This is a genomic window from Mycobacterium interjectum (assembly GCF_900078675.2).
GTDB classification, from domain to species: domain Bacteria; phylum Actinomycetota; class Actinomycetes; order Mycobacteriales; family Mycobacteriaceae; genus Mycobacterium; species Mycobacterium interjectum.
In genome coordinates, this window is record NZ_LT546237.1 from 3,243,657 (window position 1) to 3,263,787 (window position 20,131).

Annotated in this window: 16 protein-coding genes and 2 pseudogenes; 10 read left to right on the forward strand and 8 right to left on the reverse strand. The window is 67.4% G+C overall.

The window, feature by feature from the left end; genetic code table 11:
* Positions 1 to 11 precede the first annotated feature (11 nt).
* The 3 genes and pseudogenes from BN4348_RS49910 to BN4348_RS49920 form a co-directional block, all read left to right on the forward strand.
* Positions 12 to 569: pseudogene (locus tag BN4348_RS49910) on the forward strand (DUF4873 domain-containing protein); the annotation flags it as partial.
* Between the two features lie 407 nt (positions 570 to 976).
* Entirely contained in the window at positions 977 to 1,699 is a 723-nt protein-coding gene (locus BN4348_RS49915) for an STAS domain-containing protein (protein WP_066915641.1), read from the forward strand.
* Between the two features lie 74 nt (positions 1,700 to 1,773).
* Positions 1,774 to 2,640: an LLM class flavin-dependent oxidoreductase gene (locus BN4348_RS49920; protein ID WP_066915469.1), complete on the forward strand. Its 867-nt coding sequence runs from the start codon at positions 1,774 to 1,776 to the stop codon at positions 2,638 to 2,640.
* Positions 2,641 to 2,698: 58 nt separating this feature from the next.
* Here the strand turns inward: BN4348_RS49920 and BN4348_RS49925 are convergent, their stop codons facing one another.
* The gene (locus tag BN4348_RS49925; protein ID WP_211145816.1) at positions 2,699 to 3,496 is read right to left on the reverse strand and encodes an enoyl-CoA hydratase/isomerase family protein; all 798 of its coding nucleotides are present in this window, start codon (positions 3,494 to 3,496) and stop codon (positions 2,699 to 2,701) included.
* 83 nt (positions 3,497 to 3,579) lie between these two features.
* Here BN4348_RS49925 and BN4348_RS49930 point away from each other — a divergent pair, with 83 nt between their 5' ends.
* Positions 3,580 to 4,497, forward strand: a complete 918-nt coding sequence (locus BN4348_RS49930) for a class I SAM-dependent methyltransferase (RefSeq protein ID WP_066915473.1) — start codon at positions 3,580 to 3,582, stop codon at positions 4,495 to 4,497.
* 63 nt (positions 4,498 to 4,560) lie between these two features.
* Here the strand turns inward: BN4348_RS49930 and BN4348_RS49935 are convergent, their stop codons facing one another.
* Entirely contained in the window at positions 4,561 to 6,501 is a 1,941-nt protein-coding gene (locus tag BN4348_RS49935) for a fumarylacetoacetate hydrolase family protein (protein ID WP_066915475.1), read from the reverse strand.
* Positions 6,498 to 8,765 carry an ATP-dependent DNA ligase gene (locus BN4348_RS49940; protein ID WP_066915477.1) on the reverse strand — a complete coding sequence of 756 codons (2,268 nt, stop codon included), beginning with the start codon at positions 8,763 to 8,765 and terminating at the stop codon, positions 6,498 to 6,500. Before BN4348_RS49940 ends, BN4348_RS49935 begins: the two co-directional genes overlap by 4 nt.
* A gap of 68 nt (positions 8,766 to 8,833) precedes the next feature.
* Between BN4348_RS49940 and BN4348_RS49945 the strand changes: the two genes are divergently transcribed.
* The 3 genes from BN4348_RS49945 to ku all read left to right on the forward strand — a co-directional run bounded on the left by BN4348_RS49945 (position 8,834) and on the right by ku (position 12,221).
* A complete protein-coding gene (locus BN4348_RS49945) occupies positions 8,834 to 10,321 on the forward strand; it encodes a mannitol dehydrogenase family protein (protein WP_084454397.1) in 1,488 nt (495 codons plus the stop codon).
* Positions 10,318 to 11,229, forward strand: coding sequence for a carbohydrate kinase family protein (locus BN4348_RS49950; RefSeq protein WP_066915479.1), 912 nt, complete (start codon positions 10,318 to 10,320; stop codon positions 11,227 to 11,229). The genes BN4348_RS49945 and BN4348_RS49950 overlap by 4 nt, the downstream gene beginning before the upstream one ends.
* A gap of 71 nt (positions 11,230 to 11,300) precedes the next feature.
* Positions 11,301 to 12,221, forward strand: a complete 921-nt coding sequence (gene ku, locus BN4348_RS49955) for a non-homologous end joining protein Ku (protein WP_066915481.1) — start codon at positions 11,301 to 11,303, stop codon at positions 12,219 to 12,221.
* 18 nt (positions 12,222 to 12,239) lie between these two features.
* On the opposite strand, the gene pstA is transcribed toward ku, so the two are convergent.
* The 4 genes and pseudogenes from pstA to pstS (BN4348_RS49970) form a co-directional block, all read right to left on the reverse strand.
* Positions 12,240 to 13,142 (reverse strand): phosphate ABC transporter permease PstA, encoded by a 903-nt coding sequence (gene pstA, locus BN4348_RS49960; protein WP_066915483.1) that lies wholly within the window; start codon positions 13,140 to 13,142, stop codon positions 12,240 to 12,242.
* A 1-nt stretch (position 13,143) separates the two neighbouring features.
* Positions 13,144 to 13,243: pseudogene (locus tag BN4348_RS62920) on the reverse strand (hypothetical protein); the annotation flags it as partial.
* Entirely contained in the window at positions 13,240 to 14,232 is a 993-nt protein-coding gene (gene pstC, locus BN4348_RS49965; protein ID WP_084454421.1) for a phosphate ABC transporter permease subunit PstC, read from the reverse strand. The gene pstC and the pseudogene BN4348_RS62920, both read right to left, overlap by 4 nt.
* A gap of 11 nt (positions 14,233 to 14,243) precedes the next feature.
* Positions 14,244 to 15,368, reverse strand: a complete 1,125-nt coding sequence (pstS, locus tag BN4348_RS49970) for a phosphate ABC transporter substrate-binding protein PstS (RefSeq protein ID WP_066915485.1) — start codon at positions 15,366 to 15,368, stop codon at positions 14,244 to 14,246.
* Between the two features lie 281 nt (positions 15,369 to 15,649).
* Between pstS (BN4348_RS49970) and BN4348_RS49975 the strand changes: the two genes are divergently transcribed.
* Together BN4348_RS49975 and BN4348_RS49980 are read left to right on the forward strand one after the other, a co-directional pair.
* The gene (locus tag BN4348_RS49975) at positions 15,650 to 16,441 is read left to right on the forward strand and encodes an SDR family oxidoreductase (RefSeq protein ID WP_066915487.1); all 792 of its coding nucleotides are present in this window, start codon (positions 15,650 to 15,652) and stop codon (positions 16,439 to 16,441) included.
* Between the two features lie 25 nt (positions 16,442 to 16,466).
* Positions 16,467 to 17,543: an NAD(P)H-dependent amine dehydrogenase family protein gene (locus BN4348_RS49980; protein WP_066915489.1), complete on the forward strand. Its 1,077-nt coding sequence runs from the start codon at positions 16,467 to 16,469 to the stop codon at positions 17,541 to 17,543.
* Between the two features lie 2 nt (positions 17,544 to 17,545).
* Here the strand turns inward: BN4348_RS49980 and pstS (BN4348_RS49985) are convergent, their stop codons facing one another.
* Positions 17,546 to 18,664 (reverse strand): phosphate ABC transporter substrate-binding protein PstS, encoded by a 1,119-nt coding sequence (gene pstS, locus BN4348_RS49985; RefSeq protein WP_066915491.1) that lies wholly within the window; start codon positions 18,662 to 18,664, stop codon positions 17,546 to 17,548.
* Between the two features lie 203 nt (positions 18,665 to 18,867).
* Between pstS (BN4348_RS49985) and BN4348_RS49990 the strand changes: the two genes are divergently transcribed.
* The gene (locus BN4348_RS49990; protein WP_235852924.1) at positions 18,868 to 20,124 is read left to right on the forward strand and encodes an Nramp family divalent metal transporter; all 1,257 of its coding nucleotides are present in this window, start codon (positions 18,868 to 18,870) and stop codon (positions 20,122 to 20,124) included.
* Positions 20,125 to 20,131 lie beyond the last annotated feature (7 nt).

The window sequence follows — 20,131 nt, forward strand, 5'->3', positions numbered from 1 at the left end:
CGCCGCAGACGACGCTGCTCGGCGCGGGCGGCGTGACCGCCGCGCAGCTCTGGGCCGACGGCACCGAGCCCTATTTCGGGGTCGCCGTTCACGGCCTTCCCAACTACTTCTTCATCGACGGCCCCGACGTCGACGCACAAGCGCGCTACATCGCCGAGTGCGTCGGCCTCCTCGAACGCACCGGCAGCACCCGCATCGAGGTGCGACACAGCAGTTACCAGGTGTTCAACGAGCGCGCTTATCTGCGACCGGCCCAGCCCCAACCGGTGGCGTCGGCCTTCGACCTGACCGCCGGCGCCGGCGGCGATGCGACCTATGAGGGCGCGGCGACGCTGACGATCGCCGGCGCCGAGCACCCGGTACGCGTGCGGCTCGCGGGCCACCTGGACCCGATCGACGGGCATTACCACTGGCAGGGCACGGTTTTCGGCGCGGCGGCGCTCAACGAAACCAGGACCGCGACACTGACTGTCGGCGAGCGCAGCGCTGCCGCGCGCGTCGTCGAGCAAACGCCGTGGGGCACGCACACGGTCGCCGGTGTCGGCGCTCCGCCGTACCAGCTGAGCTAGCGCCCAAGGGAGTCGGCGCCGTTTGCTGCGCCCTCGCGCCACCAAGGGGTTTGCCGACGGCGGGGTGCGGGTAACCCTTCAAGTCTAATTTTCATCTCAATGGGGGGCTGGCCACGCGGGTGGAGCGGCTTGGTCCGGCGCGTGGGTGTGTGCCGTCGAGGGGGGCGAGTTCTCCAGCAGTTAGCCGGGAATTCGAGGAGCGGGGATATGGCAGGGGAACGCCGAATTGCGACATTGCTTCCGTCTTCTTTTCAGTTCGGATTCCGTGCGCCTAAATTGCTATTGAGACACGCACACCCGCGTGGCGCTGTTTCGCAGGTCGCAAGCGGCGAGGATGGAGCCCTGCAGGGAAAGGGGTGGCTGCGTTGGGCGCGGTAGCTGAGTCCCCGAGTTCGCTCGCCGTGGCGATGCGAACCGACGAGTCAGTCGTCGTCCTCACCGTCGAGGGTCAGCTCAACGCCAGCAGCTCCGCGGCGCTTCGCGACATGATCATGAAGACCACCCTCGACCAGCCGTCGGCCGTCATCGTCAATGTCTCCAAACTTCACGTGCCCGCGGAATCGACGTGGTCGAACTTCATCGGTGTGCGCTGGCAGGTGCACACCGAGCCCGATGTTCCGATCGTGCTCGTCTGCGCCGATCGCGCCGCCCGCGAGGCGATCACCCGCAGCGGCGTCACCCGCTTCATGCCGGTATACGCGACCGAGAAGTCCGCGATGAAGGCACTCGACCGGCTCACCAGCCGCACCGTCCGGCATGCCGACGCCGAGTTGCCCGCCAACCTGACCAGCCTGCGTGAATCGCGCCGGCTGGTCCGCGAGTGGCTCACCGCCTGGTCGCAGTCCGCGCTCATCCCGGTCGCGTTGGTGGTCGTCAACGTGTTCGTCGAGAACGTGCTGGAACACACCGGAAGCGTCCCGATGATGCGGCTCGAGGCCGACGGCACGACCGCGACCATCGCTGTGTCCGACGCCAGCAGCACGCCCGCGCTGCGCCTGCCGTCGCCGGACAAGGGCATCGACGTCTCCGGCCTGGCGATCGTCGACGCCTTGTCACGCGCCTGGGGCAGCACCCCGACGTCGTCCGGCAAGACGGTGTGGGCGGTCATCGGGCCCGAGAACCAGCTCTGACTCGGCCCCCGCTGCGGACCGAACTAGAACACGTTCTAATCTGGTGTGACGGTCCCTCGAGGAAGGCAGATGACGTGCGGTTCACCTACGCAGAGGCGATGACTGACTTTCGCTATTACATCCCGCTGGCCAAGGCGGCCGAGGCGGCCGGCTACCACGCGATGACAATCGCCGACAGCATCGCCTACCCCTTCGAGTCCGATTCGAAGTACCCCTACACGCCCGACGGCAACCGCGAGTTCCTGGACGGCAAGGAGTTCATCGAAACCTTCGTGCTGACATCGGCATTGGGGGCGGTGACCTCGACGCTGCGGTTCAACTTCTTCGTCCTCAAGCTCCCGATCCGGCCGCCGGCGCTGGTGGCCAAGCAAATCGGTTCCCTGGCCGCCATGACCGACAACCGGGTCGGATTCGGCGTGGGCACCAGCCCGTGGCCCGAAGACTATGAGCTGCTGGGAGTCCCATTTGCCAAGCGCGGCAAGCGGATGGACGAATGCATCGAAATCATCCAGGGCCTCACCACGGGTGACTACTTCGAATTCCACGGCGAGTTCTACGACATCCCCAAGACCAAGATGACCCCGGCTCCGACCAAGCCGATCCCGATCCTGATCGGCGGGCACGCCGACGCCGCGTTGCGCCGCGCGGCACGTTTGGACGGCTGGATGCACGGCGGGGGCGATCCGGGAGAACTCGACGGCCTGCTCGCCAAGCTCAAGCGGTTCCGCGAGGAAGAGGGCAAGACCGGCCCGTTCGAGATTCACGTCATCTCGGTGGACGGCTTCACGGTGGACGGCGTCAAGCGGCTCGAGGACAAGGGCGTCACCGACGTGATCGTCGGCTTCCGCATTCCTTACATCATGGGCAAGGACGACGAGCCGCTGGACAACAAGATCCGCAACCTGGAGATGTTCGCGGAGAACGTGATCGCGAAAGTCTAACGCGGCGGTCGCAAGCGCGGCGAAGCCGGGCGAAGCGGGCCGCCGCCATCAACCACGCTCACAGGGGATCCCACTTGGGCGGCCGTTTCTCCATGTGCGCCCTGGCCGCCTCGGCCGGATTATTGGTGAAACCGCTGAGGATCTGGGTGCGGTTCTCCAGCTCGATCGCGTGACGCAAGCTCGGCGCGTCCAGCGCCGCGTTGAGCCCGATCTTGGTCTGCCACACGCCATACGCGTTGTTGGCCGCGATCGAGCGGGCCAGCGCCAGCGCCGCGGTCATCAACTCGTCGGCAGCCACCACCTCGTGCACCAGCTTGATGCGATACGCCTCGGCCGCGTCGATGATGCGACCCGTAAGCATGAGCTCGCGCGCGACGCCCGCGCCGACGATCTTGGGCAGCAGATAGCTGGTGCCCATGTCCATCGACGAGAAGCCGGCCTTGATGAACACCGATCCGAACCGGGCGTGTTCGGACGCGACGCGGATGTCGCTGACGAGCGTGAAGGCCAGGCCGCCCCCGACGGCGACGCCGTTGACCGCCGCGATCACCGGGATGGGTAGCTCGTAGATCCGGGTGAACAGGTCGGCCAGGCGAACCTGGCTGTCGTAGTTGACCTTGAACGCCGGGGTGGTCGGTTTGGGCTTGGTCCAGGCTTCGCCCGTGCCGCTCAGGTCGGCCCCGGCGCAGAAGCCTCGTCCGGCACCGGTCAGGATCGCGACCCGGTAGTCGCCCCCGCCGAGCGCGTCCAGGGCGCGGTCCACGCCGTCGATCAGCGCTCCGTCGATCGCGTTCAGGCGCTCGGGCCGGTTCAGCGTGATGCGGGCGATGTTGTCCTCGAGAGTGTCGAATTCCACTGCGGGCATACCCAAACCGTAGGGGACATGGGTTTTTGCCGGGGAGGCATACCGTGGTTCTGCCGCCTACCGAAGGAGAAGCCATGGCACGAACCGAGGGTGACACCTGGGACCTGGCCAACAGCGTCGGGGCCACGGCCACCATGGTCGCCGCGGCGCGAGCGGCCGCGACCCGCAGACCGCAGCCGGTGATCACCGACGAGTACGCCGAGCCGCTGGTCCGCGCCGTCGGGCTGGACGTGTTCACCAAGTTGGCCAGCGGCGAGCTCGATTCGGACGATCTCGAGAAGGGCGTCGGATTCCCCCGGATTGTCGACACGTTCGCCGCCCGGGCCCGGTTCTACGACGACTACTTCGCCGCGGCCGGCAAGGAGGGGGTGCGCCAGGTCGTGATCGTGGCGTCCGGGCTGGACGCCCGGCCGTATCGACTCGCGTGGCCGGCCGGGACGACGGTGTATGAGATCGATCAGCCCGAGGTGATCGCGTTCAAAACCGCGACGCTGGCGGAGGTCGGCGCCGCCCCGACCGCCGAGCTCCGCACGATAGGCATCGATCTGCGGGAAGATTGGCCCGCGGCGCTGCAGGAGGCCGGCTTCGACCCCGCGCAGCCCACGGCGTGGTTGGCCGAGGGCGTGCTCATCGGTTTTCTCCCACCGGAGGCCGAGGTCCGCTTGCTGGACTCGATCACCCCGCTGTCCGCCGAGGGCAGCCGATTTGCCGCCGACTTCGGGTCGCTCGATGACGGCTCGGAGCAATCGCAGGAGCAGGCGCGGCGGTCGGCCGAGGGCTGGCGACGGCACGGCCTCGACATGGACATCGCCGCCCTGACCTACCCGGGCGAGCACACCGATGTCGCCGCACATCTGCGCGCCGACGGGTGGGACACGACCACGTTCGCGCTCACCGACCTGTTCGCCGCGGCCGGCCTGCCGCCACTCGACGAGAGCGAGCAGCAGAGCCCGGCGGCGACGATCACCTTCGTGCGGGCAATACGGGCCTAGCCGCGAAAGTGCAAGTGCCGACGGCTGTTCTCGGGAAACGTGTTGCCAGTTGCACTCTCGCGGTCATCTGGACCGCTTGGCGAGCCACTCAGCCTGCATGACCAGCAGCGCCATGACCTCCAATTGCGGCGTGTCGGGGTCGAGTTCGCGGTAGCGCTGGTAGACGTTGACGACGACCCGCTCGGCGTCCAGCCACGTCGCGTACTCGCCGAGGTCGATGGTGTCGGCGGCCTCGGCCCACGACAACCCCTTGCGGTGGGCGGCCTCGGCGTGTGCGGCGACATGGGCGAGATAGCCACGGACGGCGCGGATCCCATCGGGATCGGTGACGGGGCCGTGGCCGGGCACCACGGTTGGCGCGTCGAGCGCGATCATCACGTCACAGGCCCTGATCCAGTTGGCGATCGGCCCGGCCCACACGATCGGGGTGCAGCCGATGAAGAGCAAGTCTCCGCCGAACAACACCCCCGCGTCGGGCACGTGCACCACCGAGTCCGCGGCGGTGTGCGCCGGGCCCAGATTGAGCAGATCGACCCGCCGGCCGCCGACGTCGATCGTCAGCTCGTAGTCAAACGTCTCGTCGGCGTTGCGCACGGCGATGCCGCTGAAGTCGAAGTGCCCGAAACGATCCCGCGCGTACGGGGTCGCGACCGGGCCGAGGTTGGCGGTCTGCACCATCGCCAGCATCTCGGGCGCCATCCCGTGCGCGATCTCCTCGGCGGTGCCCCGCGCGGCGAGGATGCGCACCGACGCGTCGAGCAGTTGGTTGCCGTGGGTGTGGTCGCCGTTGGAGTGGGTGATCAGGGCGTCGGTGATGGGCGCGGCCTCGGTGATGGGCGTCATCGCGTCGAGCATCTCGCGGGTCAGCGCCAGGTCGAACAGCGTGTCGACGAGCAGCGACGCGCCGTCGCCGGCCACCAGCCCGGCGTTGCTCCACCCGTAGCCCCCGTCGGGCAGCGTCCATGCCCACACCCGATCGGCGACCCCGTGCAGGCCGCGGGTGTACGGGACCTTCGCGGGGGCGTGGTTGACCCGCGCGGGGACAGGCGTGGCGTCCGGGTTGGGCCGGCCGGGCAGCGGGTGCGGCGCGCTGCTGGCGCGCACGGTCTGCCGGGTCTCCCCCAGGCCCTCGACCCGCAGGGTGACGACGTCGCCGGCCCGCAGCCAGCCGGGAAACGATTCCAGCGCAGCGGGATTGAGGTGCTCGACGAGGGTGCAGGTCGGCACGGTCCCGGAGCCGATGACGTCGCCGGGAGTGAGCATCACGCCGCGCGAGACGTAGGAGATGACCTCACCGAAGGTCCAGTCCATCTGGGCGGTCGACCCCGAACCGATCACGGTGTCGTTGACCATTGCGGTCACCTGCAGGTCGAGTGTGCCGTCGCGGCGGTGGGGCTCCAGCTCGTCGGGCGTGACCAGGTACGGGCCGAGCGTGACCCCGCTGTCCTTGCCCTTGCCCTGCCCGATCGCGAGTTGGCCCTCCAGCTGCTGCAGGTCCCGGGCGGACCAATCGTTGAAGATGGTGTAGCCGATGATGGCGTGTTCGGCTTCCTCGACGGTCAGATCACTGCCGGCGGTGCCGATGACCGCGGCGATCTCCAATTCGAAGTCCTGCCAAGCGCTTCCGGGCGCCATCGGGGCGTCGTCGTAGGGACCCAAAACGGTTGCCGGGCAAGCAAAATAGAAGGCGGGAATGCGGTACCACGTGTCGGCGAGCGCCCGCCCGGCGCCCAGCGCCGCCTGGCAGTTGCGCATGTGGTCCAAAAAGCACAACGAGTCCCGGATCGACGGCGGGTGCGGGATCGGCGCCAGCAATCTCACCCGGTCGAGCCGCACCACCGCGGACGGGGACCGCAACGCGTCCTCGCCGGCGAGGCGCAGCCCGTCGGCACCGCGCCCGATCAGCTCGAGCAGCGTCACCCCCGGCGGCGTCGCGTAGATATCCGCACCGGACAGGACGCCGACGCGTTCGTCGTCGTCACCGTGAAAGGTCACCCACTTCACTCGCGCACCACCTCACTTGGTTTCTTGTCCGGCCGCAGTCCGCGCCAACTCGATTGGCGCAACCGATCATCCGGAGTCCACTCGCTGTAGCGCACCTCGCCGACCAGGACCGGCTCGACGTACGTCACCCCGCGCGCTTCGCTCCTGGGCAGCGGCGGGTCAAAGGGCGACTGGTCGGTCTGCAGCGGCGCCAACGTCTTCTTCAGCTTTGCCAGGTCCCGCTCGGTGAAGCCGGTGCCGACCCGCCCGGCGAAGCGCAGCCCGCCGGGCGTCGGGATGCCCATCAGCAGCGAGCCGATGCCGCTGGTACGCCCGCCTTCCCCGGCCTTCCAGCCGCCGATGACGACCTCCTGGGTGTTCCAGTTCTTGTCCTTGATCCACGACGCCGAACGCCGTCCCGGCTGATACGTGGCGTCACGCTTCTTGGCGACCACGCCCTCCCAGCCGTGCTTGCGTGAGTGCGCCAGAGCCTGTGCGCCGTCACCGGGCAGCAGGTCGGGAACGATCAGATTACCTGCGCCGGCAAGGGTTTCCAGCAGCTTGCGCCGGTCTTGGTAGCGCGCCCGCAACAGCGAGCGGCCGTCCAGGTAGAGCAGGTCGAACGCCCAGTACTCCACGCGGGCGCCGCGGCCCCGGTTCTGCATCTCGTGGAAGCTGGGCACCCCGTTGTCGTCCAATATGACGGCCTCGCCGTCGAGCACGACGTGATGATCGGCCAGATCGGCGGCAAGCGAACGAAATTGGGGATATTCCTTGGTGACTTCGCGGCCGCGGCGGGACCGGATCCGCAAGGCGCCGTGATCGGCCTCCACCAGGATCCGGTAGCCGTCCCACTTGCCTTCGAATGCCCACTGCCCGGCCGCCAGCGCGGCCACCGAGCCCTCCGAGGCGAGCATCGGGGTGATGGAGTCGAAGTCGAAGACCTGCTGATCCTTCATCCGGTGCGCCAGCCACTGGTCGCCGTTGGTCTGGATCAGCGCGTAGCGCCCGGAGATCCGGTTGCCGTGCAGGTTGACGATGACCTCATCGTCGAGGAACTTCTCGGCCTCGTAGGTGCCGGCATCCCAGATGACAACCTTGCCGGCGCCGTATTCGCCCTTGGGGATGTTTCCCTCGAACGCGCCGTATTCCAGCGGATGATCCTCGGTGTGCACCGCCAGGTGGTTGACCGACGTGGTCTCTGGCAGGTTCTTGGGCACCGCCCATGACACCAGCACGCCGTCGCGCTCCAGCCGGAAATCGTAATGCAGCCGGCGGGCGTGGTGTTCCTGGATCACGAACGTATTGCCCTGGCCGGTAACGGGTTTCCCGGCGGGCACCGGCTCGGGAGTCTTCGACGCGTCCCGCATGCTGCGGTACTTGCTGAGGCGGTCGCCGACCGGTGCGTCCACATCCAGCGGCGCCAACAGGTCGCCGTCGCGCGCCACGCGGTCGAGCACCTCGTCGTACCGCAGGTGACGCAGCCCCGGATCTTCGAGCTCCGCCCAGGTGCGCGGCGCCGCGACCGTCGGCTGTTCGCGCCCGCGCAGCGAGTACGGCGCGATGGTGGTCTTCGAGCCGTTGTTCTGGCTCCAGTCCAAAAACACCTTGCCCGCCCGCAGACTCTTGGTCATGGTCGCGGTGACCAACTTGGGCATCGACTGCTCCAGTTGCTGGGCAACACGTTTGGCCAACACCGTGGCGCCCTTGCTGCTGACCGGGCTGTCCAGCGGTGCATAGAGGTGCAAACCCTTGCTACCGCTGGTGAGCGGGAAAAGGGTGAGGCCGATATCGCTCATCAGATCCCGCACGGCATGGGCCACCTCGCACAGCTGGGGCATCGTCACGCCCTCGCCGGGATCGAGGTCGAACACCAAACGTGTTGCCGGGCCGGGCTTGAGTGCCCCGGCCCCGCTTCGGGTCCACTCGGCGACGAACCGCCACTGCGGCACGTGCACCTCCAGCGCGGCCTGCTGCGCGATCCAGGACAGTCCGTCGGTGCTGTCGATGATCGGATAGGTCGTCGTCCCGGATCGATGGGTGACGCTGGCCCGCGGCAGCCAGTCCGGCGCCGAGGATGCCAGCTGCTTTTCGAAGAACGACTCGTGCTCGACTCCGTTGGGCCAGCGCTTGCGGGTGGCCGCGCGCCCGGCGATGTGCGGCAGCATCACTTCGGCGATGCGGGTGTAGTAGTCGAAGACGTCACCCTTGGTGGTTCCCGCCGCCGGATACAGCACCTTGTCGGCGTTGGTCAGCTTGACCCGCGCCGGTGCCGATGAAGCCATGATGTCAACGTACGTCGTGGGCTGGCCTCGTTGGGTGGGTAGTGAGTGAATCCCGAAAGCGGTAGCGCATGCGCTACCAAATCCGGGGCGCGGTGCATGGTCCGCGCGCTCGGGGCCTGAGCGCCGGTACCGTCGACACCGTGGTCCGGCTGAGCAGCGCCACCCTGGGGCGGCTGCCGATCGCGACACCGAGCTATGACCGTGACGGCGTCGTGGTCGGCATCGCGCACTTCGGGGTCGGGGGGTTTCACCGCGCCCACCAGGCGGCCTACCTCGACAGTCTGCTCGAGCGGGGCATGGCGCGGGAATGGGGCATCTGCGGCATCGGCGTGCTGCCGGCCGACCGCCGGATGCGGGACGTGCTGCGCGCCCAGGACAACCTGTACACGCTGGTCTTGGAAGATCCCGACGGCAATCGCGACGCGCGGGTGATCGGCTCGATCGTGGACTACCGCTACGCACCCGACGATCCCGCGGCGACGATCGAGCGGCTGGCCGCACCCACGACCCGCATCATCTCGATGACCATCACCGAGGGCGGGTACCAGATCAGGGACCCGGGCTCGGTTTTCGGCCTGATCGCCGACGCCCTGGCCCGCCGTCGAGACCGCGGCATCGCGGCGCCGACGATCGTCTCGTGCGACAACATCGAACACAACGGCGACATCGCGCGCCGCGCCGTCCTGGCGCACGCCGAGCTGCTCCGGCCCGGCCTGGCCGACTGGGTCGCCGAGCACGCGCGGTTCCCGTGCTCGATGGTCGACCGCATCACGCCGGTCACCACGCCGGACATCGTGGCCACCGTGGAGCGCGACTTCGGGGTCGCCGACGCGTGGCCGGTGCTGGCCGAGGCGTTCGCCGCGTGGGTGCTCGAGGACGATTTCGCCGACGGCAGGCCGCCGCTGGACGAGGCGGGCGTGCTGTTGGTCGACGACGTGAGCCCGTACGAGGCGATGAAGCTGCGGCTGCTCAACGCCGGGCACCAGTGCCTGTGCTACTTCGCGGCGCTGTGCGGGTACCGCATGGTGCACGACGCGGCGCGCGACCCGCTGCTGGCCGAATTCCTGCTGGCCTATTTCGATTCCGAGGCCGTGCCGACGCTGCGCGCCGTCCCCGGTATAGACCTGCTGGCCTATACCCGCGGGCTCATCGAGCGGTTCGCCAACCCCGGGGTGCGCGACACCGTGGCCCGGTTGTGCGCCTACTCCTCGGACCGCATCCCGAAATGGCTGCTTCCGGTGATCCGCGACAACCTGCGCACCGGGGGGCCGATCCGGCTCGCGGCGGCGACCGTCGCGAGTTGGGCGCGCTACGCCGAGGGGGTCGACGAGCGGGGCGAACCCGTCGAGGTCGTCGACAACATGGCGGACTCGCTGCTGGCCGCCGCGCGGGCACAGCGGTTGCACCCGACCGCCTTCATCGAGAACTCCGAACTGTTCGGCGATCTCGCCCAGCAGCCCCGTTTCGTCGAGGCCTACCGCCAGGCACTGGATTCGCTGCATGCCCGCGGCGCGCGCGCGACCCTGGCGTCGTTGCTGAAAGGGACGAGCCCATGACGCGCGGGCTGGTGATCGGTGAGGCGTTGATCGACGTCGTCGACCACGACGAGCACGTCGGCGGAAGCCCGCTCAACGTCGCCGTCGGACTCGCCCGGTTGGGCCGCGATGTCGACTTTTTGACCCACATCGGCGACGACGAAGGCGGCCGGCGCATCGCCGATTACGTCAACGCCTCTGGCGCCCAACTGGTTCCGGGTAGCACGTCGGCTGTGAGGACCCCGACCGCGGTGGCCACGATCGCGGATGACGGCTCGGCGGCCTACACGTTCGACCTGGACTGGCAGCTTTCCGGCACTCCCGAGGTCGCGCCGCCGTTGTTCGTGCACACCGGATCGATTGCCGCAGTGCGTGAGCCCGGCTGCCTGGCGGTCGCGGCGCTGCTCGACGCCTACCGCGTGTCGGCAACCCTGAGCTTCGACCCCAACGTGCGCCCCTCGCTCATCGCCGACCGGGAGGTGGCACGCGAGCGCATCGCCCGCCTCGTCGAGCGCAGCGACATCGTCAAGGCCAGCGACGAGGACCTGAGATGGATCGATCCCGACCACGAACCCGAGTGGACGGCCCGAGCGTGGCTGGCGTCGGGGCCGGCGCTGGTCGTCGTGACGATGGGGGGCAGGGGCGCCATGGCGTTCTGCTCGGCCGGGCGGGCCCGGGTGGCCGCCAGGTCCGTTGCGGTGGTGGACACCGTCGGCGCCGGCGATGCGTTCATGGTCGGCCTGCTCGACGCGCTCTGGGGGTTTCTGGGGGCCGACCGGCGAGCCGCCCTGGGCCGGATCGGGCTCGATGCGCTGACGGCGGCGCTCGAATCCGCCAGCCTGATGTCGGCGCTGACCGTCGGGCGCGCCGGGGCCGACCTCCCCGACCGTGCCGCCCTACACGCTCATTCCACCGAGGCGGGAAATTAGCTGTGCACGAATATCCGGCCGCGCGGCCCACCGCGCTGTTTTGCTAGGGGCGGTATGGGCATACTGAGTGCATGCGCTCCATCTGGAAGGGTTCGATCGCGTTCGGGCTGGTGAACGTGCCGGTCAAGGTGTACAGCGCCACCGAGGACCACGACATCAAGTTCCATCAGGTCCACGCCAAGGACAACGGCCGCATCCGCTACCAACGCATCTGCGAGAAGGACGGCGAGGTCGTCGAATACCGTGATATCGCCCGGGCCTTCGAGTCCGACGACGGTCAATCGGTGATCATCACCGACGACGACATCGCGACGCTCCCCGAAGAACGCAGCCGCGAAATCGAAGTGCTCGAGTTCGTCCCGGCCAGCGAGGTCGACCCGATGCTGTTCGACCGCAGCTACTTTCTCGAGCCGGATTCGAAGTCGTCCAAATCCTATGTGCTGCTGGCTAAGACGCTCGCCGAGACCGATCGGATGGCGATCGTTCACTTCACGCTGCGCAACAAGACCAGGCTGGCCGCGTTGCGCGTCAAGGACTTCGGCAAGCGCGACGTCATGGTGGTGCACACCTTGTTGTGGCCCGACGAGATCCGCGATCCGGACTTCCCCGTGCTGGACAAGAAGGTCGACATCAAGCCCGCGGAACTCAAGATGGCCGGCCAGGTGGTGGAGTCGATGGCCGAAGACTTCAACCCCGACCGCTACCACGACACGTACCAGGAGCAGCTGCAGGAGCTGATCGAGGCGAAACTCGAAGGCGGCGAAGCGTTTACCGTCGAGGACCAGCCCAAGGAACTGGACGAGGCGGAAGACGTCTCCGACCTGCTGGCCAAGCTCGAGGCCAGCGTCAAGGCGCGCTCCGGCGACGGCAAGGCGCCCGCCAAGAAGGCGGCGGCGAAAAAAGCGCCGGCGAAAAAAGCGCCCGCCAAGAAGAGCACCGCGAACAAGGCTGGGGCCAGTGCAGGCGCCAAGAAAGCCGCGGCAAGATCCTGACGGCGCTCGCCGAGGCCGTCAGCGCCGCCGCGTTGACAGGAAGCGGAACGCCCCGGCCAGCAGGTTGATCACCGCCACGATGATGATCAGGCTCAGCGCCGCGCCCCAGATGCGCAGGAAGCCGGCGTGCTCCGGGTTGGTGAGCTCGGTGTAGATCAGTAGCGGCAGCGACGCCATGTTGCCGTGGAACATGTCCAAGTTGATGGAACGGCTGTAGCCGACCAGCACCAGCACCGGTGCGGTTTCGCCGATGACGCGCGCGACGGACAACAAGACACCGGAGACGATGCCCGGCATCGCGATCGGGATGACGATCCGCACGATGGTCTTCCATTTGGGGACGCCCAGCGCATAACTGGCTTCACGCAGGTCGTCGGGCACCAACCTGAGCATCTCCTCGGTGGACCGCACCACCACCGGCAACATCAGCAACACCAAGGCCAGCGACACGGCGAAGGCGCTCTGCTGGAAGCCCAGGGTGGCGATCCACAGGCTGAAGATGAACAGCGCCGCCACGATCGAGGGCACCCCGGCGAGCACGTCGACCATGAAGGTCGTCACCCGCACCAGCCGACCCGAGCCGTATTCCACCAAGAAAACCGCGGTCATCAGCCCCAGCGGCACGGACAGCAGCCCGGCCACCCCGGCCTGCACCACCGTCCCGTACAGCGCGTGGTAGACGCCGCCGGCAAACTGCTCCGGCAGCACGCCCCGCAGTGAGTGGGTCCACCAGCCCGAGCGGGTGACGGCGTACCAGCCCCGCGCGATCACCACTCCCAGCACCCAGACCAGCGGCACCAGGGCCGCGATGAACGAGGCGACGAAGAACGTCGTCGCGGCACTGTTGGTGATCCGCCGCCGCAGGCTCAGCGGGCTGAACACATCGGGTTTGACCGGCAGGTCGAGCGCGTCGATGGTCATGCGCGCCGCTCTCCCCCGCAAGCGGGAGGTGCCCCCACCTCATCGCTTCGTCCCCCGCAAGCGGGAGGTGCCCCCACTGCATCGTCGCCGGCGCGGGTCATCCGTTGACCTTTCCCCCCGCGATCGCGCGAGCCGTCGCATTGACGATGAACGTCAGGACGAACAGCGCGAAGCCGGCGGAGATGTAGGCCCCGGTGGGCAACGGTTCGCTGAATTCTGCTGCCGCGGAGGCGATCTTGGAGGCGAACGTGTAGCCGCCGTCGAACAGAGACCAGCTGCCGGCCCGAGCGGCCGATCGCAGGATGATCAGCACCGCCACGGTCTCGCCCAGGGCGCGGCCCAACCCCAGCATGGACGCCGCGATGACACCGCTGCGGCCGAACGGCAGCACGGTCATCCGCACTACCTCCCACTTCGTGGCGCCCAATGCCTGCGCCGCTTCCATCTGAATCGGTGGGGTCTGCCGAAACACTTCCCGCGATACCGAGGTGATGATCGGCAGGATCATCACCGACAGCACGATGCCGGCGGTGAATATGGTGCCACCGCCGGCCAGGGAAACGTTGCCCTGCTTGAACAAAAAGAACCAGCCGAGGTTGCGGTTGAGGAATTCCGCGATGGGTTCGAGTCTGGGTGCCAGCACGAAGATTCCCCACAACCCGAAAACGATCGACGGCACCGCGGCCAGCAGATCAACCATCGCGCCGAAAGGTCGCGCGAGCCGTTTGGGTGCGTACTGGGTGAGAAACACTGCGATCCCGACCGCGATCGGCACCGCCACCACCAGTGCGCTCAACGAACTGAGCACGGTGACCATGAACAAGTCGCGGATACCGAACGCCAGATGGTCGGCCTTGGTGGTGTTGAATTCGGCGCTCGTGAAGAAATTCGCGTGGTTTGCGCGCAACGCCGGGACGGCGCGGACCAACAGGAATATCGCGATCAGCCCGATCGCGATGACGATCGTTGACCCGGCCGCCGCGGCGACCAACTTGAACAGTCGGTCGCCGCGGTGCGCCTTGTGCGGGTCGGTAACCTTCAGCGGAGGCTGAGCCCCCGTCGAGGAGGTGGCGATCGCTCCGCGGGTCATGACATCCCGGATCACGCGATTGCGTTGACCGCGGTCGACAACTTCGACTTGAAGGAGTCCGGGATCGGGATGTATCCGTTGTCCGCCAAGCCGTTTTGGCCAGCCCCGATGGTGCTCTGCAGGAACGCCTTCACCGCCGTGCCGACCTGCGAGTCGGGATACTTCGAGCAGACGATCTCGTAGGTTGCCAGCACGATCGGGTAGGAACCCGGCTGCGTCGGCTTGTAGAACGAGTTGGTGTCGAGCACCAGGTCGTTGCCCTGACCCTTGACGGTGGCGCCAGAGATCGTCTTGCCGACCGAGTCCGCGCTGATGGCGACCGCGTCGGGGCCGGCCGAGGTGACGACCTTGGCCATGTTCAGGTTCTGGGCCTTGGCGAACGACCACTCGTTGTAGGTGATCGATCCCTCCGTGGCCTTGATCGCGGCCGAGGTGCCGTCGTTGCCCTTGGCGCCCTCACCGACACCGCCGTTGAACGTCTTGCCCGCGCCCTTGCCCCAGGCGCCGTTGGAGGCCGCATCGAGGTAGTGCTGAAAGTTGTCCGTGGTCCCGGACTGGTCGTTACGGAAGACGACGTGAATCGGCTCGGCCGGCAGGGTGGTGCCGCCGTTGAGGCCCGCGATCGCCGGATCGTTCCAGGTGGTGATGGCCCCGTTGAAGATCTTCGCCGCGGTCGGGCCGTCCAGGTTCAGCGAACTGACGCCCTTGACGTTGTAAGTGATCGCGATCGGGCCGAACACCACCGGCAGGTTCCACGCCGGCGAGCCGCAGCGCTGCTGGGCCGCGGTGTATTCGTTGGGGGCCAACGGCGAGTCGGACCCGCCGAAATCGGTTTGGTTGCCGTTGAATTCGCTGATTCCGGCACCGGAACCGTTGGCCGTGTAGTTCAGGGTCTGACCGGGGCAGGCCCGCTCGAACGCATTGACGAATCGGGTCATCGCGTTGGCCTGGGCCGTGGAACCGCTGGCCTTCAGCGTCTTCTTCCCCCCGCAACTCACGTTGCCCGTGGATGCCCCCGACGCACCCGTCGAGGCGCCTCCACCGCTCGCATTGTTGTTGTCATTGCCACACCCGGATACCACCAGTGCGGCGCAAGCCAGCACACCCACCGCGGCACCAAATCGGTTCAGTTTCAATTCTCTTCCTTAACAGTAGGGATGAAACGTCGCCGCCGCCGGGAGGCCGCGGCTCGGCAACCAGCCTTCACACGCAGCCATGTAGCTAACAGTAACAAGGTTAACGTTCGGAGAATTCTGTCCGGCATTCCGAACCGGGTGAACAAGCACGCAATTGCCGCCGGCGGGGCCATTGCATCCCGGGGCCCGTATGACAAACTAGAACCTGTTTCAGAAATGCCGGAATGGGAGTCGGCGGGTTTTGTTACGGTGTCGCCGACGACTCGAATAGAGAGGCCGCAATGATCCTTGACAGGTTCCGTCTGGACGACAAAGTCGCCGTCATCACCGGTGGCGGGCGTGGCCTCGGTGCGGCCATCGCGCTGGCTTTCGCCGAGGCAGGCGCGGATGTGCTCATCGCGTCGCGCACCCAATCCCAACTAGATGCCGTCGCCGAAGAGGTCCGCGCCACGGGCCGCCGCGTCCATACCGTCGCCGCCGACCTGGCCCACCCGGAGTCCACCGCGGAGCTGGCCGCTCAGGCCGTCGAGGCCTTCGGAAAACTAGACATCGTCGTCAACAACGTCGGCGGGACCATGCCCAACACCCTGCTGACCACCTCGACCAAGGACCTCAAGGAGGCGTTCACCTTCAACGTGGCAACCGCCCACGCGCTCACCGTCGCCGCGGTGCCGTTGATGCTGGAGCACTCCGGCGGCGGCAGCATCATCAACATCACCTCCACCATGGGCCGGCTGGCCGGGCGCGGTTTCGCCGCCTACGGCACCGCCAAAGCCGCGCTGTCTCACTACACCCGGCTCGCCGCGCTGGACCTGTGCCCGCGCATCCGGGTCAACGCCATCGCGCCCGGTTCGATCCTGACGTCGGCGCTGGACGTGGTGGCCTCCAACGAGGAGCTGCGCGCACCGATGGAGAAGGTGACGCCGATGCGCCGCCTCGGTGACCCCGTCGACATCGCGGCCGCCGCAGTGTATTTGGCCTCACCGGCCGGCAGCTTTTTGACCGGCAAGACGCTGGAGGTTGACGGCGGTCTCACCTACCCCAACCTCGACATCCCCGTCCCGGACCTGTGAACCCCGACCGCTGAAGGAGCCCGCCATGGCCATCCCCGTCGTTCAGTTGGGCACCGGCAATGTCGGCGTCCACGCGCTCAAAGCGCTGATCACCAACCCGGAGTTCGAACTCACCGGCGTGTGGGTCTCCTCGGACGCCAAGGCCGGCAAGGACGCGGCGGAGCTCGCCGGGCTTCCGGATTCGACCGGCGTGATCGCCAGCACGGACCTGGACGCCGTGCTGGCGACCGGCCCCCGGTGCGCCGTCTACAACGCGCTGGCCGACAACCGCCTGCCCGAGGCGCTCGAGGACTACCGGCGCGTCCTTGCGGCCGGGATCAACATCGTCGGCAGCGGCCCGGTCTTTCTTCAGTACCCGTGGAACGTGATCCCCGAAGAGCTCATTTCGCCGCTGGAAGATGCGGCGCGAGAAGGCAATTCGAGCGTGTACGTCAACGGCATCGACCCGGGATTCGCCAACGATCTGCTACCGCTGGCGTTGGCCGGCACCTGTCAGAACATCCAGCAGATCCGGTGCATGGAGATCGTCGACTACGCCACCTACGACAGCGCCGTCGTCATGTTCGACGTGATGGGATTCGGTAAGCCGCTCGACGAGATACCGATGCTGCTGCAGACCGGCGTGCTGAGCCTGGCGTGGGGTTCGGTGGTGCGGCAATTGGCAGCCGGCCTGGGCATCACGCTCGACTCGGTCGCCGAGGAGTACGTGCGCGTGCCGGCGCCCGAGGACTTCGACATCGCGTCAGGTCATATCGCCAAGGGCACCGCCGCGGCGCTGCGGTTCGAGGTGTTCGGGATGGTCGACGGCGATCCGGTCGTCGTCCTGGAACACGTCACCCGGTTGCGCGAGGATCTGTGCCCCGAGTGGCCGCAGCCCGCCCAGCCCGGCGGTTCCTACCGAATCGAAATCACCGGCGAGCCGTCGTACGCCATGGACGTCTGCCTGAGCAGCCGCCTGGGCGACCACAACCACGCCGGGCTGGTCGCCACCGCGATGCGGGTCGTCAACGCGATTCCCGCCGTGGTGGCCGCCCCGCCCGGCATCGTGACCACCCTCGACCTGCCCCTGGTCACCGGACGGGGACTCTACGTCCCGGGGTGACGTCACGAGATGGCGTTGACCGCCGCCTTCAGCCACAGCTTCCAGGCGTCGGGAACGGGAACGTATCCGTTGTCCCCCAGGCCATTCTGGCCACCGCCGATGGTGCTCTGCAGGAACGCCCGCACGGCCGCACCCACCTGCGGATCCGGATACTTCGAGCAGACGATCTCGTAAGTAGCCAGCACAATCGGGTAGGCACCGAGTTGCGTTGGCTTGTAGAACGACATCGTGTTGAGCACCAGGTCGTTCCCCTTCCCCGAGACCCAGGCCCCCGCGATCGTCTTGCCGACCGAGTCCACGCTGATCGTCACCGGCTCAGGACCGGCCGACGTGATGATCTTGGCCATGCTCAGGTTCTTCGATTGAGCGTACGACCATTCGTTGTAGGTGATCGCCCCCTCGGTGGCCTGCACGGCCGACGAGGTGCCGTCGTTGCCTCTGGCGCCCTCGCCGACGCCGCCGTTGAATGTCTTTCCGGTGCCCTTGCCCCACGCGCCGTTGGAGGCCGTATCAAGGTAGTGCTGGAAGTTGTCCGAGGTCCCGGACAGGTCGCTGCGGAAGATTACGCGAATCGGCTCGGCGGGCAAGTTGGCGCCCTTGTTCAGCGCCTGGATGGCGGGATCGTTCCAGGTGGTAATGCCGCCGTTGAAGATCTTGGCCGCCGTCGCGGCGTCAAGCGTCAACGAATTAACGCCCTTGACGTTGTAGGTGATCGCGATCGGGCCGAACACCACCGGCAGGTCCCACGCGCGCGAGCCGCCGCAGCGCCGCTGGGCCGCGTCATGCTCGTTCGGGGCCAGCGGGACGTCCGATCCTCCGAAATCGGTTTGATTGCCGGTGAATTCGCTGATGCCTGCGCCCGAGCCGTCGGGCGTGTAGTTCAACGTCTGGCCGGGGCAAGTTTGTTCGAACGCCTTCACAAACCGGGTCATCGCGTTGGCCTGTGCAGTCGACCCGCTGGCCTTCAGCGTCTTCGTCCCGCCGCAATTCACCGGCACCGGCAACGGGGTGGTCGTCGAAGCTCCGCCGGTCGCGTTGCTGTGATCGCGCCCGCAGCCCGACAGCACCAGTGCGCCGGTGGCTAGGAGACTCACCGCGGCGCCAAATCGATTGAGCTTCAATTCACTTCCTCTTTTCGGAAATGAGAGGTGAACGCCCCGCTGTCTTAGCCGCCGGGGCCAACGGTAAGGGGTTTAGGTGTGAAAAACCACGGAGCATTAGGTGTGAGATAGCTGGGAATTCGCCGGGCGATCTGGCCTCTCGGACCAAGCCATCTGCAGGCGGATCGTCGGCGGGCTTCCGGTTCGGCTAACCTAACTTTTTTATTCGGAGGCAAGGATCGAGGGTCGACAGGTTGGCGGAACGCACCCAGGCATCGCTCAGATCGAGCTGGTACCTGCTCGGGCCGGCGTTCGTCGCCGCGATCGCATACGTCGACCCGGGAAACGTCGCCGCCAACGTCAGCGCCGGCACTCAGCTCGGCTACTTGCTGCTCTGGGTCATCGTCGCCGCCAACGTGGTCGCGGGCCTGGTGCAGTACCTCTCCGCGAAGCTGGGGCTGGTGACGGGGCGGTCTCTGCCCGCGGCCATCGGCAAGGGGATGAGCCGTCCCGTGCGCCTGACCTTCTGGGGCCAGGCCGAAATCACTGCCATGGCAACCGATGTCGCCGAAGTGATCGGTGGGGCGATCGCCCTGCGCATCCTGTTCGGCCTGCCGCTGCCGCTCGGCGGGATCATCACCGGGGTGATCTCGTTGCTGCTCCTGGCGATCAGGGACCGTCGCGGCCAGATTCTTTTCGAGCGCGTGATCACCGGCCTGCTGCTCGTCATCGCCGTTGGCTTCGCGGCCAGTTTCTTCGTCGCGACCCCGCCGCCGGGTGCCGTGCTCGGCGGATTGGTACCGCGCTTCCGCGGCAGCGAAAGCGTGCTGCTGGCCGCCGCCATTTTGGGCGCCACCGTGATGCCGCACGCGGTGTACCTGCACTCCGGCCTCGTCCTGGATCGGCACGGACATCCCGAGGCCGGCCGTGACCGACATTGGCTGCTGCGTGTCACCCGCGTGGATGTCGTGCTCGCGATGGCTATCGCCGGCACGGTGAACGCGGCCATGCTGCTGGTCGCCGCGCTCAACCTGCAGGGCCACCACGAAACGGCATCCATCGAGGGCGCCTACACGGCCGTCCACCACACCTTGGGGCCGCTGATCGCGGTGTTGTTTGCGGTCGGACTGCTGGCCTCCGGCCTGGCGTCGTCGTCGGTGGGCGCTTACGCGGGCGCCATGATCATGCAGGGGCTGCTCCATCGGTCGATCCCCATGCTGGTGCGCCGCCTGCTGACGCTGTGCCCGGCGGTGGCGATCCTGGCGCTCGGTTTCGACCCGACCCGGGCGCTGGTGTTGTCCCAGGTCGTGCTGTCCTTCGGCATTCCGTTCGCGGTGCTTCCGCTGGTCAGACTGACCAGCAACCGCGATCTGATGGGCAGCGACGCCAACCATCCCGTCACCACGGTGATCGGCTGGGCGGTCGCGGTTACCGTCAGCCTGCTCAACCTGGTGCTGATCTGGCTGACCGTCGCCGGCTGATCATTCC

Excerpts from the sequence above, each read along its gene's own strand:
- BN4348_RS49945 (WP_084454397.1), top strand. The coding sequence starts at position 8,834 with ATGCGCTACCAAATCCGGGGCGCGGTGCATGGTCCGCGCGCTCGGGGC.
- pstA (WP_066915483.1), bottom strand. The coding sequence starts at position 13,142 with ATGACCATCGACGCGCTCGACCTGCCGGTCAAACCCGATGTGTTCAGC.
- ku (WP_066915481.1), top strand. The coding sequence starts at position 11,301 with ATGCGCTCCATCTGGAAGGGTTCGATCGCGTTCGGGCTGGTGAACGTG.
- BN4348_RS49980 (WP_066915489.1), top strand. The coding sequence starts at position 16,467 with ATGGCCATCCCCGTCGTTCAGTTGGGCACCGGCAATGTCGGCGTCCAC.
- pstC (WP_084454421.1), bottom strand. The coding sequence starts at position 14,232 with ATGACCCGCGGAGCGATCGCCACCTCCTCGACGGGGGCTCAGCCTCCG.
- BN4348_RS49940 (WP_066915477.1), bottom strand. The coding sequence starts at position 8,765 with ATGGCTTCATCGGCACCGGCGCGGGTCAAGCTGACCAACGCCGACAAG.
- BN4348_RS49915 (WP_066915641.1), top strand. The coding sequence starts at position 977 with ATGCGAACCGACGAGTCAGTCGTCGTCCTCACCGTCGAGGGTCAGCTC.
- BN4348_RS49930 (WP_066915473.1), top strand. The coding sequence starts at position 3,580 with ATGGCACGAACCGAGGGTGACACCTGGGACCTGGCCAACAGCGTCGGG.
- BN4348_RS49975 (WP_066915487.1), top strand. The coding sequence starts at position 15,650 with ATGATCCTTGACAGGTTCCGTCTGGACGACAAAGTCGCCGTCATCACC.
- BN4348_RS49950 (WP_066915479.1), top strand. The coding sequence starts at position 10,318 with ATGACGCGCGGGCTGGTGATCGGTGAGGCGTTGATCGACGTCGTCGAC.